Origin of the sequence: Spirabiliibacterium mucosae, from assembly GCF_014884965.1 — a bacterium.
GTDB lineage: Bacteria > Pseudomonadota > Gammaproteobacteria > Enterobacterales > Pasteurellaceae > Spirabiliibacterium > Spirabiliibacterium mucosae.
The window spans coordinates 13,183-27,173 of the sequence record NZ_JABTBO010000017.1 but is presented as its reverse complement, the minus strand read 5'-3'; the positions used below and the strand labels follow the sequence as shown (position 1 = coordinate 27,173).

Below are 13,991 nucleotides of genomic sequence, written 5' to 3'. Positions count from 1 at the left end.
TTATCTCCTTTTGGCAATCATGATTATGGGGTGATAGCTCAACCGCACGCCGCCTGGCACGCTAAACGCCCGCGCATAGGCCTGCTCAAAGGCAAGCAGTTGCGCTTTGCGCCAGCGCACTTGCGCGGTGGCCGTCACGCCCGTGGCCTGCAAATGCTTCAACACTGCCCTTGGGCTCTCCAGTATCAGCATCTGGCAGTTGGTCTCAATGGCAAGCAGCGCAAAGTGCTCACCAAGCCACTGCTGCCACTGCGCTTGGGTGGGGTAATCCAGCCCGTGGCCGGTGAGGCTGCGCACTTCGTGCAAATTCTCAGGCAAAAAGGTGCTAAACGCCAGCACGCCGCCGCGCTTGAGCCGCTGTTGCGCCAGTGTGACAATGCGCTGCGGGTGTTTAAACCACTGCACGGCGGCACCTGAGGCGATCAAATCAAACTGTGCACTGGCAGGCAAAGTGCGGTCAAGCCACTCGCCATCAGCGCAGATAAACTGGCAGTGTGCATCTGCCCAGAGTGCTGAAACGCGGGAAATCGCCTCGGGATTGATGTCGTTGTGCCACCACTGCTTGGCGCTGAGGTGCTGGTGCAAAAGTGCGGTCAAATCGCCACTGCCACAGCCAAGCTCCAGCACGGTGGCAAAATCGCGACCGCACTTTGCCTGCAATAATGCCATCAGCTGGCGATTGAGCGCACGCTGCACGCAGGCGTGTTCGTCGTAACTCACCAAGGCCTTGGCAAAACGCTGCACCATCAGGCTTTTGTCTACTGGCATAGCGCCTGCCAGCTGTCAAAATAAGGGAACACAAAGTGCGGTGCCTCAAGCGTGAGCACCTCACACTGCACTTGAAAGCGGGCAAAGTAGCGCTGCTGATGCGCGGCAGGCATGATGCGGTCATGTAGGCCGATAATCGCTTTATCCCACACAAAAGTGCGGTGCTCGCGCGTGGCCGTCATGCGCGCCAGTGCGTGAAGCTCGGCTTGCACCTGCGCAAGCGGGCGTTGCACAAAAGCGTGATAAGCCGCCAATGCTTCGCGCGTGCCACACATTCTGCGCTCAAATTTGGCCCGCCCTGCATCATCCATATTGGCCAAAGTGGCGGCAAACACCGCCGTTGGGATACCAAATTCATCATCCACTGGCCGGCCTGTGCCGTTGATGGCCACGCGGCGCTTAATCGGCAGCGTGCTCGGCAGCACCTGCTCGGCCACCCACACGCCAAACGACCAAGCGACCACCGTGATCGCCTGATAGGCACTGAGATCGATCTCAAAGGCAAGAGATTGATAATCAAAACACGCCAGCACGTCGGTGCTATCAGGCACGGCGTAACCGGCCAGCAGCTGAGGCGGCGTGCTCCAGCCGGCAAAATAGAGGATTAAATTGCGCGAGTTGCGGCGGTGAATCCAGTGAAATTGCATTATGCCCTCAGTAATGTTTCAAGTGTGTCTAACAGCGCGTCGATGGTCGAGGCGTCCACATTGGCGTGCAGTGAAAAGCGAATGCGCGCCGTGCCTTGCGGCACCGTTGGCGGGCGGATCGGCAGGCAATAAAAACCGCGCTGTTGCAACGCCTGCGCAAGCGCCACAGCGCGATCATTTTCGCCGACAATCAACGGCACAATGTAGCTGGTGCTCGGGTTTGCTTGGCCTGTCAGGGTGCTGATGCCCTCACGCAGGCGCGCGCTGATGTGCGCCAAATGCGCTCTTTTTTCCGCCAGCTTGGGCATTTTCGCCAACACATAGCCGCTCCATGCCATCACTAACGGGGAAAGTGCGGTTGAAAAGATCAACGGGCGCATGGTGTTGGTTAAATAGGCCGCCATCACAGGAGCACAAATCACAAACGCGCCAGTGGAGGCAAACGCCTTGCCAAACGTGCCCACCAGCAAGTCAATTTCATCTATCACACCGCACTTTTGCGCCCAGCCCAGGCCCTGCGCGCCATAGCAGCCGACACTGTGCGCTTCATCAACATACAGCAGCACATTTTCATAGCGCTTTTTCAGCGCCACAAGTGCGCCGAGATCGGCGCTGTCGCCGTCCATGCTGAACACACTTTCGGTGGCGATAATCACCCGTGCATAGTTGGCGTGATGCGTTGCCAGCAGCGCGGCGAGGTGCGCCATGTCGTTGTGGCGAAAGCGTTTGAAATCACACGCGCTTAAGCGGATGCCGTCAATCACACTGGCGTGAATCAGTTTGTCGGCCAAAATCAGCGTGTGCTTATTGGCCAGTGCAGGCAAAATCCCGATATTGGCGTGATACCCACTGTTAAACACCAGCGCCTGGCGCCCATAGGCCTGGCAAAGTGCGGTTTCAAGCGCGCCAAAAGGGGCAAAATTGCCTGTCAGCAGCCGCGACGAGCACGCGCCGAGCGGCGCTTGGTGCACATCAACCTCGGCTAAAAATGCCTGCTGCAACGCCACATCTTGCCCAAGCGCGAGGTAATCATTGGTGGATAAATTCACCTGCCCCGCATTTGATTGCACGCCGGGCAGTGTGCGATATTGCCCGCGCTTACGCAAAGCGTCCAGCTCAGCGCGCAATTGGGCCTCAACACTCACGCAAAATACTCCTCACGCAACGCTTGCAGCAGCGCGCTTGTCAGTTGGCTGAGCTGCGCGGGCGTGATGATAAACGGCGGCATCAGATACACAAGCTTGCCAAATGGGCGCACCCAAATGCCTTTTTCAACAAAGCGCTTTTGCAGCCGCGCCATGTCGACCGCACTTTTCATTTCAATCACGCCGATGGCACCTAGCACGCGCACCTCTTGCACGCACGGCCAGCTACCCGCAGGGGCAAGCTCGCGTTTAAGCTGCGCCTCAATTGACCGCACTTTGCCCTGCCAATCGCTGGATAACAGCAATTTAATCGATGCTGCCGCCACCGCGCAGGCCAGCGGGTTGGCCATAAAGGTTGGCCCGTGCATAAAACAGTGCGCCTCGCCTGAGCAAATCGTGCTGGCCACCTGCGTTGTGGTGATGGTGGCGGAAAGGGTCATGTAGCCACCCGTAAGCGCCTTGCCAAGGCAGATGATATCTGGCACCACATCAGCGTGTTCTAGGGCGAACAATTTGCCCGTGCGGCCAAAGCCTGTTGCGATTTCATCAAAAATCAGCAACACATCGTGCGCTGCGCACAGCGCTTTGGCGTGGGTTAAAAAGTGCGGTGAGTAGAAATACATCCCACCTGCGCCTTGCACCACGGGCTCTAAAATCAACGCGGCAATGTCATCCCCGTGGCGTTCAAGCAAGTTTTTCAGCGGCGCAAGATCCTGCTCGTCAAAGGCGGCATCAAAGCGTGAGCGCGGCTGCGGCAAAAAATATTGCACTGGCAGCCGCTGGCCGAAGATCGAGTGCATGCCCGTCACGGGGTCACACACCGACATCGCATGCCAAGTGTCGCCATGATAGCCCGAGCGAATGGTGGCAAAATGGCATTTATCGCTTTTGCCCTGCGCTTGGAAATATTGCAGCGCCATTTTCATCGCCACTTCCACCGCCACCGAGCCGGAGTCAGCATAAAAAATTTTGTTCAGCTTTTCAGGCAAAATTTTCAGCAGCAACTGGCCGAGCTCAACCGCACTTTGGTGCGTCAGCCCGCCAAACATAATGTGGCTCATTTTCTCAAGCTGTGCGTGGGCTGCTGCGTTGAGCACAGGGTGATTATAGCCATGCAACGCCGCCCACCACGACGACATGCCATCAATCAGCACGCGGTCGTCGGTAAGCGTGATCTCCACGCCCTGCGCGCGCTCAACGGCATAGGTTGGCAGCGGCTGGGTGGTGGAGGAATACGGGTGCCAAAGATGCTCGCGGTCAAAGGCGAGCAAATCATCACAGCGCATAACTAGCCTAATTTGGCGAAGGCTTGAATTAAATCGGCTTTCAAATCCTCAACATTTTCAAGCCCGACAGAAAAGCGCAGCAAGCGGTTGCACACCCCGCGCGCAATGCGCTCAGGCTCTGGGATATCCATGTGCGTTTGGGTGGCGGGGTAAGTGATGAAACTCTCCGTGCCGCCTAAGCTTTCGGCGAAGGTGATGAGCTTGATGGCTTTCAAAAATGGGTTGACCCAGGCTTCATCCTGCAAGCGGAAGGACAACATCCCGCCCTTGTTTGGATAAAGCACATCAAGCACTTGCGGCTGCGCGCGCAAAAATGCCGCCAACTCGCGAGCGTTTTGTTGATGGCGCTCCATGCGCAGGGCGAGCGTTTTCATGCCGCGAATGGTCAGCCACGAATCGAACGGCGAAAGCACGGCGCCGGCCCCATTTTGGATATAAAATAGGCGATCACACAACGCTTGCCCTTTGGCGACAATTAGACCTGCCAACACGTCGTTGTGGCCAGCTAAATATTTGGTGGCACTATGGATGACAATATCGGCGCCGTGCTCCAAGGGGCGGAACAACGCCGGCGTCAAAAAGGTGTTATCGGCAATCAGCAGCAAATTGTGCTTTTTCGCAAGCTTGCTAATGGCATCCAAATCGCACTCTTCCATCAACGGGTTAGACGGCGTTTCGATAAAAATCGCTTTGGTATTGGGCGTGACCGCACTTTCAATCGCGGCTAAATCGGCGGTGTTGACATAAACGGGCTTCACGCCGTGGTTGTTTTTGTAACAGTGGTCCAGCAGGCGGTAGGTGCCGCCGTAGACATCGCTGGAGATAATCCACTCATCGGGTGCTTTAAATAGCGACATCAAAATTTGAATCGCCGCCATGCCAGAGGCGCACGCAAAACCGCGATCGCCGCCTTCAAGGGCGGCAATGCCCTCTTCCAGCACACTGCGGGTCGGGTTTTTAGTGCGGGTGTAATCAAAGCCGGTGGACTCATTAATGCCACGATGGCCGTAGGCGGTGGAGAGATAAATCGGGGCGGACACGGCGCCGGTTTTTTCATCGCTGCGGTTGCCCAGCTGCGCGAGCTGTGTTTCCAAAGAATACGAGGTTGACATTGCGTTTTCCTTAACGTTGTTATTGCTGTTTCAAGCCCGTTATTTTGACACATGCCAAGCACACTTGGAATACTCCGCGCGCGAATATCGCATCAAAGCCGACCGCACTTTGCATTTTTGCGCAAATCATTCATTTTTTCAGCAATTAACAAAAATTTGCCTTGAAAGATTGACACCACCGCGGAAGTGGGTAAAATGCAAGCCTACTTTCCGAAAAGGAAATGCGGGAATAGCTCAGTTGGTAGAGCACAACCTTGCCATGGTTGGGGTCGCGAGTTCGAGTCTCGTTTCCCGCTCCAAACGGCGTGTTAGCAGAGAGGTTATGCACCGGATTGCAAATCCGTGGAGCTCGGTTCGATTCCGGGACACGCCTCCATTTTTTGCCCGAGTGGTGGAATCGGTAGACACAAGGGATTTAAAATCCCTCGGCTTTCGAGCTGTGCCAGTTCAAGTCTGGCCTCGGGCACCATTGAAAATAGTCAATAAATTCAAAAAGATAGTCGCTAACAAAGCGGCTTTTTTTATGCCTAATCATCACCGCACTTTTGCAAAAATTCCCCACTGGTGGCTGTTCGGTGGCTGTTATTTAAAAGTGACATTTGCAAAACGTCACAACAGCCACCAGCAGCAACAGCCACCGCGTAACAATTCATTTTTTCTTTTTATTTCAAAAGATTAACGTTAAATGTGACGATATTTTTTATTTTCTTTATTTTTCAATGCGTTGCGATTTTATGTGCTCAACTTTCCCACGTGAAATCAATATTTTATTTTTAAATCAATGTGTTATTTGTTTTTATTGCCTTTGTACGATCTTTTTAGGTGAAATAAGCTGAAATTAACTGAAATTCTTACAAAACGATCACTTTAACGTGATCCTTATTCCGCAAGGCTTGAGCGCATTTTTTAGCTGTTGCTTAACTGAAAAAATGTCAAATTTTTGATACAAATTCCGGAGGCGGGGAGGTGGATTTTACGTTCCGTTTCACGTCACGTGAGCGGTGCGGGTGATTGTGGTGCTAGGGGCAATAAAAAAGCCGCTGGGCGCGGCTTGGTTTTACTCAATGATGGGGCTTAGCTTGCCTTTTGCACCGGTGGCGCTGGCGTTGTAGCCCTTGAATGTGTCTTTTTGATCGGGCGCTGGGCCACCGTTGTGGGTGTGGCTGGCGGTGGTGGCTGCAAGGTCGGCAAGGATTTGGATCACGTCTTCCAGTATTCTGAAAATGTTTTGACCCTCGCTGCCCACGTAGCTTTGCGGTGCAACCATTTTATTTTTTACGTCAGACACCCGCTGGGCCACGCCTTGAATGCGCTCTTGCATTTCACCGCCCACGCCGCTCACATAGTTGCTAGCGGTGGTGGTGTGAATGTTGCCCACCACGGCGGTGTGATGATTGCCGCCAACGTTGACGTGCTTGTCGGCGTCAATATCGCTGTGGCTTGTGCCAATGGTTTTGCGCTCGCTGTCGGTTTCAATCACGCGCTGATAAGATCGATCGGTGATGGTTTGATCGGTTTCGCGGGTTTTGTTGCCTGCAGCGTCGGTGCGCTCGAACACTTCGGGGCGTTGTTGTTTGAGCTGCTCACCAATGGCCACAGCGGGCACAGTTTTGTTTTGCGCCAGCATGGTACGCACGAAAGGTTGATCGGGTCGCCCGTAAGCGTAGCCAATCTCCACAATCGTGCCTACTTCGGGGAAAGCAAAATCACCGCCTTGTGAACCGGTGCTCGTCACGGGTAATGGCACGGCGGAATAAGGCGGGGTGCTGGTGTCGTCGTTGCCGTGTTCGTCCAGCAATTGCAGCTCTACGGCATATTTCGGGCGGAATGGATCGGCAATGTCGCCGCCTGCACTCGGGTCGGCCACGCCTAACACGCGGGCATAACGCGGCAAGTGGTAGCCACCGGCTAGTTCTGGGTGGTGTTTATCTAACATTCGCTGCTCGGGTGTTTTGCTTTTTGGCTTGCCGTGTTGATTGCGCTCAACCCAATGCACGGTTAGCTCGTCGTCGAACAGCTCGGTTTTTTCCACCTTGTTGCCGTTAAGAATTGCACCGGGGCGGATGGCGTAATCCGCGGGTAAGGTCAATTGATTATTACCACGGCGCAGCGCCTCTTGCTCGTCAATCTCAAACGGGGCTTTTTGCCACTGGCTGTCTTGATGGCTGCCCACAAACAGCGAACCGTCGGCGCTTTGCTGCCACATATACTCAGGGATTGAGAACAACCGCCCTAGATTGTTGAGCAGCTGAAAGCCCGATCCGCTGTGGGTGAAATTGGGGATCGGCGTGCTGGCATAGGTGCCTGCCGCCACTTTGATAGCAATGCCAGTTTGTTGGCTGGCATAGGCGAGCACATCGTTTAATGTGGCGTGGCGGATTGAGCACGGCAAGGGCTGCTCGAATTTGGCCACCGTTTCGCGAATAAATAATTTTTGAAAGCCTGGCTCTTCTTCCTGCACCTCTTCCACCGTGCCGTGAAAGTAGCGGTAAAAATTATCATGTGTGCCTAGGCTCAGCTCCACGGTGTTGTTTAAGTGCGGTTGCTCACTGGCCACAACCACAAAGCCACGGCCTGCGGCGTTGAGTTCGAGCACAATGTGGCAATGGCTGATTTCAACCTCTTGGCCGTCAATTAAACATTCCTGCAATAATTTCATTATTAAATACCGTACTCTTTATGAATTCCTTCAAAAAATACATCAGCCTTTTTAGCCCACCCCTTGCGCTTATCCTCTGCCTCTTGCGCCTGCGCTGGCGTATTGCCTGCGGTCGGTTTGGCGGCGGGGGCGGTTTCGCTGTGGGTTTTCTTTTTCGGTTTGGCTTTGCGCTTTTCGCGTTTTTCGCTCACGCTGTTGACTTCACGCAATTTGAAATCCACGCGCCACGCTTGACGCTGGTCTTGCTCGTAGGCGGTGAGCTTGTCGGAAAATTGCACCTCACGCATATTGGCCGCCTCGGCGGAGCGTGAGCTGACGCGGTATTTGGTTTGTGCGCCTTTTTTGTCGCTGGCCTCACACAGTGAAAACAATTTTTCTAGCCACTCTTTGCGGCGGTAAGGGATCAAGCCACTGACGGTCAGCTCTTTGGCTTTAACGCCTTTTTCACTTTTCTTGGTGCTAGATTTTTGCCCGCTCATATCTTTCTCTTCACGGGTAATGCTCACCGTGATGATTGGGTTGAGCAAATAGATCGGCTCGCCATTCAAGGCAAGCCACACGGCTGGGTTGCGTTCCATTAGGCGATCATCTCCTTAAGTGCGGTTAAATCATTACCCACAAAAAACAGCAGCACGGTGTAAACGTGGCTGGCGTCGGGGGCGTTGGTCAATAGTGAAAGTGCGGTTTGCTCCAGTGTTTGCTTGTCTACATGGGCATAAATGGGCGCACTGGCGGCAAGCATTGACCGCACTTTGGCTTGGTTTTGTTGTTCGCGCTCGGCCTTTTTGGCTTTTAACGCGGCAATGGCGGCCAGTGGGTCGGCTGTGGTGGCGCTGGCGGTGGCGTTGGCATTGCGCATCACCGATTGCAGCGTGCGCGCGCTTCTTGGCGTGATGTCGGTGCTCGGGCTAAATGCGGGGCTGGTGATGGTCGGCGTCTTAGTCATTTTGTCCGCCTGTAAAGTGCGGTGGGCTTTGGCATAGTCCAACGCTTGGCGAATGGTCGGCTCGGCCCACAATGCCTGCGCTTGGGTGAGGGTTTGGATAAAGTCATCAATTGTGCGCGCGGTGAGCAAGATCCCCACCGTTTCCACCACGCCACGCGGTCGATTGCTGTCGCGGTAGTCGCTGCACTTGGCCACCACGGCTTTGATGGCATTTTCGGGGGATAAATAGCGCCCGCTGGCGGTTGTGATCCCGTGCGTCCAATTATGCACCGCAATTTTAGCGCCCTTAGCGGTTAAATTCACTTGTGCTGGTTCACCACGCAACGCACCCTCAAGTGCGGTTTGCACGCTAGGCGCAAGCCGCAGTGTTTTCTTCTCCCACATTGTCGATCACCATATCATAAAAAAATGTATTTATTATTATTTTTAACCTAAATTCTGCTTGGTTATTATTGTTATTCATATAAAAACAAGGTAAAATATCCCCGTTTTCATTTCATTAACACCCTTTAATGAATGGTTGATTGGCAAAGCCCACCGTCCCCGCGGTGGGCTTTTTATTGTCTAGCCTTTGAGTTTTGCCACTTGCTTTTTCAGCTTTTCAATTTCATCACACGCATAAGCCAGTTTTAGCGCCAGCAATTCTTCCATGCGTACACCATAGCGATCGCCTGCAGGTTGTGCGGATTGAATAACGTTGCCTTCTTCGTCGAGCACTTCGGGCTGTTCTGCCCACTGGTCATAGCAAAATGCACCATAATCACCCGCATTTAGTCCTTGCTCTGCAAAAGCTTGTTGAACCTCTTGAGCAATGACGCCAACGTGATAACGCGCGCCGCCTTTCTTCTCTTCGATTGCGTCTTTCCAGCGGTAAGTTTTCAAATTGATGTTTTTCGCTGCCGCCAATAATTTTTATTAAGTGGCGCAATGTCATCTTTTAAGCGTTGGTCAGATGTGTTTATTGTACCCGTCGAAACATATAAATTGTTAAACCTATTATTCCCAGCGCCTAATTGATACATATTATCTTCTTCAGGAATTAAACTTCCTTTTATCCGAAGTCCGTCAGTATGTTGTATTATTTTATTTTCATTTACGCCATTGTTAAATGTAAGTCCCCAGCGTCCTAGGCTGACACGCGAGAAGTTATCGCCCTTACTTTTAAAGTTAATTCCGAAAGAATAAAGTCTATACAACCAATCTTTAGAATCTTTATTTTTTTCAAGAATGTTAGACTGAGAGTCATATCCAGTAATATGGCCATAATTTACATTATCACTTGTTGTATTATTTATGCATATCCCTTCTTGTAGCCCTGCAATCTTCATATTCATAGAAGAAATTAATCCATTATATGAACTCTTATCCCCTTCATATAAAAATTTAATACTATATAGAGAATGCCCACCGATAAAAAGATTACCATGCACACTTCCTCTTTTGTGAGATTTCAACCTCACCTTTAAATCACCATAATTTTCATAACGACAATTTAAGAATAAGTTATCACTAGCTGCACCATCAAAATTAACAACGTATTCCGATTTGATAGATTCAAGAGAACATCCCAAAAATGTATTATTATTCCCACCTGAAATATCTGAACTTTCAGAATAAGGCTTCATTAATATTTGAGTTACACCGCTAATATTATTGGTTTGTATTACATGAGCGAACCGACCACCAATGATTGTATTTTGATTACACCATCCACTTTCTCCTTTGGGAAAGAATCGCATGTTAATTCTGTTGTTCAGGATGGCTTTTGGGAATAATTGATTATATCCAAAACCACTGAATTCACCCCCAACATCAATCCCAACACCAAACCCTATTATTGTTTCAAAGGTGATAATACTTTCTTTAACATCTCTAAGCTGTACACCAATACCTTGGGTAGGGTATTCTTCATTATTAGCCGAGAGGTTTTCAATTGATGGTAAATTAAACGTTTTTTTGCGAACTTGATAACTTGCTTTTGATACTTTCCCTATGCGTAAGACAGGCTCAAAAGAAGCATTTTTTACAACAAGTGTGGCCCCTGACATATCGCAATTATTTTTAATATCTATTGTTTTAGATACTAAAATTCTTTCTGTGTTGGCTTTTAATTTTTATTTAATTTTGATGCTGCATTAATAGCCTTTTGTAATTGTTCGCTTTCTTCTGTTTCGCCATCTCCAACAACTCCAAAATAAGATATATAAACATCATCGAAATGACGTTTCCAAAAAGAACCTCTTTTAGTCCGAATAATTAATCCCGAATCTTCTATCAATCCTGCTTCTTGTGTTTCAGCATAAAACACTCCTCCACCAGTAGAAGAACCTTTATAATAGCCACGAACAATGATTTTTTGGCCTTGTTTCATAGGCTCAATTTCTTTGAGTTGATCAATACTTTCGCACTCACCAATATATTTCGCGCCATCGGGCGCGCTAAGTTCTAATTCAGTGATGTTTTTTCCAGTTTGGCGTTGGTCGATAATCTCCCAGCTGCTGCCAATATCGCACAATTTCACAATGTAGTGCTGATAGCCTGCGCGGTCGGTGTAGTTTTCGATCTCGTCAGTTAAAAAGGTGAATAATGTTTCCCATTTACTGGTCACAGTGCCTTGACGCACCACGTCAATATAAATCGCACTGTTGGCTTTGCTGATTTGAAGGGTGGTGTCTTCATCAAGGGTGATGCGGTGGCCGTGAACATACCCCACGCCCGCTTTGATATTTACCACGCGTTGGCTTTGCTTAGTGCATAAAAAGCCATTGTCAAAAAAGCGGCTTTCACCGTATAAATCAAGGTTAGTTTGACGGATAGCGTCATCAATGCCCGCAAGGCGTGCTGTGAAGTCAATTTGCCAAGTGTTGGCGCTGACGTCAATTTGTGTATGCTCGGCCGCGCCTGCGAATTCAAGCAGCAAAGAGCGGGTCAAGCTGTTGCCTTGAATGCCGTGCTTATTCTTGACTTTGTCCGTAAGTGCAGTTTTCATCATCACGGCCAAATCACCGTCAGCGGTCAAAAGACCAATCCAGTTAAAGGAAAAATCGCCCGTATCAGTGCCCATTGTCACCGAATACGCTACCGAGTCTTGATTGACAACGCCCGCTTGGCTGACAGCTTGACGGTGCACAATTTGATAATCGGGTGGCAAATCACTAAAGCGATTTAAGGCCTCAAGCTGGGATTGTGACAAATTGGCAAAGACAAACTCGCTTAACTCCACTTTTTCACCTGTAATGGTTTTGGTAGCGATGTATTGAGTTAAACGGTCGGTGATGATGGTGTTGTATTTTGTCATAATGTACTCACTTGTTATATTTATTATTGAGTGTATTTTTAAACAATGCGCGCCACATATACCTCGGCATTTTGGGCGTGTTGCGCGTGGTAAAGCGTGCTTGTTGGCATTTTTAAGCGGCAATAAAAGGTCATATAATCACCCTCAAAAATGCCGTAATAAATCGGGGTGGGTGTAATGCTGACCACCTCATAGTCATAACGCCGACACGTGCGGCCATATTTGCGGATAATCTCGCGCAAAAGCTCATTATTGCCCGCGATTTGCTCGTCGGTTAAATAGATTTTGATAATATCCCAATCAATGCCCTTAATGCGCTCTTGCAGTCCTACATAACCAATCTCCAGCCGTTTAAATATACGGCGAAAGCCCTCAATACTGCCTGCATCGAGTGCGTTAATAAAGGCATATTTGACCCGCAAGCGGTAAAGGCGCTCGGGTTCGTTTTTAAAGCGCTGGATGTCGCGTTGGTAGGCGATTAAATTCAAAATGGCCAGCGGGCAATTTTTTTCATCTAAAAAGCGCAGTGGGTGCTTGATGGTGTTTAACGCAAATTGCCACCAGTGCTCAAACAATTGGGCGATTTTGTGCAATTCGCCGCGCCGCATCCAAAAAGGTAAAGTGATTTTAATCATACTTCCTCACTCACATTTAATGACTGAATGCGGGGGATATTCAGCTCGCTGATAATGTCCGCTTGTTGCCAGGCTAGAGATTTGATTTGTGGCACCTGCTCGTGGATTTCCTCGCCCAATTTTGACCACGAAAAGCGGGTAAATGGCGCGGTTTTAGTGACGTTGTATTCGTTGTTTTCACGAAAGGCACAACGGATCATTTGCTCGGCCACGCCTAAATAATTTTGCTTATCTTGCTCGCTTAGATTATCCCGCGGGTCAAAATAGACTTTAACTGCGATTTGGTGTTGCGTTTCGTCCATTTTCATGGCCTGAATGTCGTCACCATGGCCGTGATAGCCTTGCTCCATCAAATAGCGGTTCACACGGTCAATAAAGGGCTGCGCGGGCACGCCTGTGTCGAGTAGCAAATAGATGTTGGCTGTGCCAGGTCCACGGGGTGCGTCGTGTTTGAAATAGATGCGGTTGACGGATAAGCCCGAAATTTTGGCCACCAGCCCACGATACACGCTATCAATGTGATGTTTGCCCACACTGGAAAACTGCGTGCGGTAACGCTCGCGCAATTCGTCGTCGGTTTCTTTGTCTGCACCGGGTACAATCAGCCAGTTGGCCTCATTGACTACGCGGGCAATGCCGCCAATCGCAGTGGGCAAAATTTTGTAATAGCCGTTGGCTAAGTTGTAGTCCGCACCGGCTTGTTCTGCCTCAACCAAGATTTTGCCGCTGGCTTTGCCCTCTGGGATCACATTGTCGGTGGTCACAATCAAGCGATAAATGCGTTCATTGATGCGCTCGGTTTGAATGACTGTGCCCGCCTCGATTTTGACCGTCATTTGCGGGTCATCTTTAAAAAACGTGATGTAGCCTTGCGCTTTAGCGGCGGGCTTAAAATCCAACCCCACGCTCCACGCTTGAATTTGTAGCCACTTGCCTTTGGCGGTTTTCACAAACAAATTGGGCAACACGTCCACAATCAGCTGATCGGTCAGCCATTTCACTGGCTTGACCGCGATCGCGGTAACTAAGCGCCAAAACGGGCTCATGCGGCTGGTGTTGGTGATCAGCCCCTGCTCGTCAGTCAAGCGCTCAAAGTGCTGGCGGATTTCGGTTTCTTCTGTCGGTAGGCCAGCCTCTTGCAAGATTTGTTTAAATTCATTCATCGTTTACGCTCACATACACGCTAATTTTGCCAAAGTCGTAGGTTTCCGCCGTCAGCAACAATCTTTCGGGACTTTCTTCATTTAAAAAAATTGTGCCGGGGATTAGCCGTTCGTCTTCTTCCACTAAAAAAATGATTTGCAAATACACATCACGGCGCAGCACGCTTGAGCGCTGGGCGATTAATTGTGTTGCCAGCCCACTTTCTAAAATGGCGTGTTTGATGTCTTGCGCAATGGATACACGGTTGTTGCAAATCTGCGGCACGCCGCCACTGTCTAACGTCACATCTTCGTCGGTGATCAAAATGTCAAAATATTTGTCTTCCATCTTG

15 protein-coding genes and 3 tRNA genes are annotated in these 13,991 nt (G+C 50.2%); 4 read left to right on the top strand and 14 right to left on the bottom strand.

The annotated features are described in order from the left end of the window. From bioC to HPC37_RS07460, 5 genes are read right to left on the bottom strand one after another with little or no spacing between them, the layout of a single operon-like run. On the bottom strand, positions 1 to 768 hold the full coding sequence (bioC, locus tag HPC37_RS07480) for a malonyl-ACP O-methyltransferase BioC (RefSeq protein WP_208122537.1): 768 nt from the start codon (positions 766 to 768) through the stop codon (positions 1 to 3). After that, positions 759 to 1,415, bottom strand: a complete 657-nt coding sequence (locus HPC37_RS07475; protein WP_208122536.1) for a DUF452 family protein — start codon at positions 1,413 to 1,415, stop codon at positions 759 to 761. The genes bioC and HPC37_RS07475 overlap by 10 nt, the downstream gene beginning before the upstream one ends. Further along, positions 1,415 to 2,560 carry an aminotransferase class I/II-fold pyridoxal phosphate-dependent enzyme gene (locus HPC37_RS07470; RefSeq protein ID WP_345790020.1) on the bottom strand — a complete coding sequence of 382 codons (1,146 nt, stop codon included), beginning with the start codon at positions 2,558 to 2,560 and terminating at the stop codon, positions 1,415 to 1,417. The genes HPC37_RS07475 and HPC37_RS07470 overlap by 1 nt, the downstream gene beginning before the upstream one ends. Further along, complete coding sequence (gene bioA, locus HPC37_RS07465) at positions 2,557 to 3,846, bottom strand: adenosylmethionine--8-amino-7-oxononanoate transaminase (protein WP_208122535.1); 1,290 nt, start codon at positions 3,844 to 3,846, stop codon at positions 2,557 to 2,559. Before bioA ends, HPC37_RS07470 begins: the two co-directional genes overlap by 4 nt. 2 nt (positions 3,847 to 3,848) lie before the next feature. Further along, the gene (locus HPC37_RS07460; protein WP_208122534.1) at positions 3,849 to 4,958 is read right to left on the bottom strand and encodes a methionine biosynthesis PLP-dependent protein; all 1,110 of its coding nucleotides are present in this window, start codon (positions 4,956 to 4,958) and stop codon (positions 3,849 to 3,851) included. A 223-nt stretch (positions 4,959 to 5,181) separates the two neighbouring features. Between HPC37_RS07460 and HPC37_RS07455 the strand changes: the two genes are divergently transcribed. The 4 genes from HPC37_RS07455 (at position 5,182) to HPC37_RS07440 (ending at position 5,637) form a co-directional block, all read left to right on the top strand. After that, positions 5,182 to 5,257 (top strand) — tRNA-Gly (locus tag HPC37_RS07455). A 3-nt stretch (positions 5,258 to 5,260) separates the two neighbouring features. Continuing rightward, positions 5,261 to 5,334, top strand: a tRNA-Cys gene (locus HPC37_RS07450). 6 nt (positions 5,335 to 5,340) lie between these two features. After that, positions 5,341 to 5,427, top strand: a tRNA-Leu gene (locus HPC37_RS07445). After that, positions 5,398 to 5,637 (top strand): hypothetical protein, encoded by a 240-nt coding sequence (locus tag HPC37_RS07440; protein ID WP_208122533.1) that lies wholly within the window; start codon positions 5,398 to 5,400, stop codon positions 5,635 to 5,637. The genes HPC37_RS07445 and HPC37_RS07440 overlap by 30 nt, the downstream gene beginning before the upstream one ends. 378 nt (positions 5,638 to 6,015) lie before the next feature. Here HPC37_RS07440 and HPC37_RS07435 read toward each other — a convergent pair whose 3' ends face one another. The 9 genes from HPC37_RS07435 to HPC37_RS07395 all read right to left on the bottom strand — a co-directional run bounded on the left by HPC37_RS07435 (position 6,016) and on the right by HPC37_RS07395 (position 13,987). Beyond that, a complete protein-coding gene (locus tag HPC37_RS07435) occupies positions 6,016 to 7,617 on the bottom strand; it encodes a hypothetical protein (protein WP_208122532.1) in 1,602 nt (533 codons plus the stop codon). 2 nt (positions 7,618 to 7,619) lie between these two features. Next, positions 7,620 to 8,195 (bottom strand): baseplate complex protein, encoded by a 576-nt coding sequence (locus HPC37_RS07430; RefSeq protein WP_208122531.1) that lies wholly within the window; start codon positions 8,193 to 8,195, stop codon positions 7,620 to 7,622. Further along, complete coding sequence (locus HPC37_RS07425) at positions 8,195 to 8,947, bottom strand: hypothetical protein (protein ID WP_208122530.1); 753 nt, start codon at positions 8,945 to 8,947, stop codon at positions 8,195 to 8,197. Before HPC37_RS07425 ends, HPC37_RS07430 begins: the two co-directional genes overlap by 1 nt. A gap of 180 nt (positions 8,948 to 9,127) precedes the next feature. Continuing rightward, positions 9,128 to 9,445 (bottom strand): tail fiber domain-containing protein, encoded by a 318-nt coding sequence (locus tag HPC37_RS07420; protein WP_208122529.1) that lies wholly within the window; start codon positions 9,443 to 9,445, stop codon positions 9,128 to 9,130. Beyond that, on the bottom strand, positions 9,442 to 10,611 hold the full coding sequence (locus HPC37_RS07415) for a hypothetical protein (protein WP_208122528.1): 1,170 nt from the start codon (positions 10,609 to 10,611) through the stop codon (positions 9,442 to 9,444). The genes HPC37_RS07420 and HPC37_RS07415 overlap by 4 nt, the downstream gene beginning before the upstream one ends. Before the next feature lie 59 nt (positions 10,612 to 10,670). Beyond that, positions 10,671 to 11,861 carry a phage tail-collar fiber domain-containing protein gene (locus HPC37_RS07410; protein WP_235961597.1) on the bottom strand — a complete coding sequence of 397 codons (1,191 nt, stop codon included), beginning with the start codon at positions 11,859 to 11,861 and terminating at the stop codon, positions 10,671 to 10,673. A gap of 38 nt (positions 11,862 to 11,899) precedes the next feature. Further along, complete coding sequence (locus HPC37_RS07405) at positions 11,900 to 12,493, bottom strand: phage tail protein (protein ID WP_345790021.1); 594 nt, start codon at positions 12,491 to 12,493, stop codon at positions 11,900 to 11,902. Continuing rightward, a complete protein-coding gene (locus tag HPC37_RS07400) occupies positions 12,493 to 13,659 on the bottom strand; it encodes a baseplate J/gp47 family protein (protein WP_208122525.1) in 1,167 nt (388 codons plus the stop codon). The genes HPC37_RS07405 and HPC37_RS07400 overlap by 1 nt, the downstream gene beginning before the upstream one ends. Further along, complete coding sequence (locus tag HPC37_RS07395) at positions 13,652 to 13,987, bottom strand: DUF2590 family protein (RefSeq protein WP_208122524.1); 336 nt, start codon at positions 13,985 to 13,987, stop codon at positions 13,652 to 13,654. Before HPC37_RS07395 ends, HPC37_RS07400 begins: the two co-directional genes overlap by 8 nt. Positions 13,988 to 13,991: the final 4 nt, after the last annotated feature.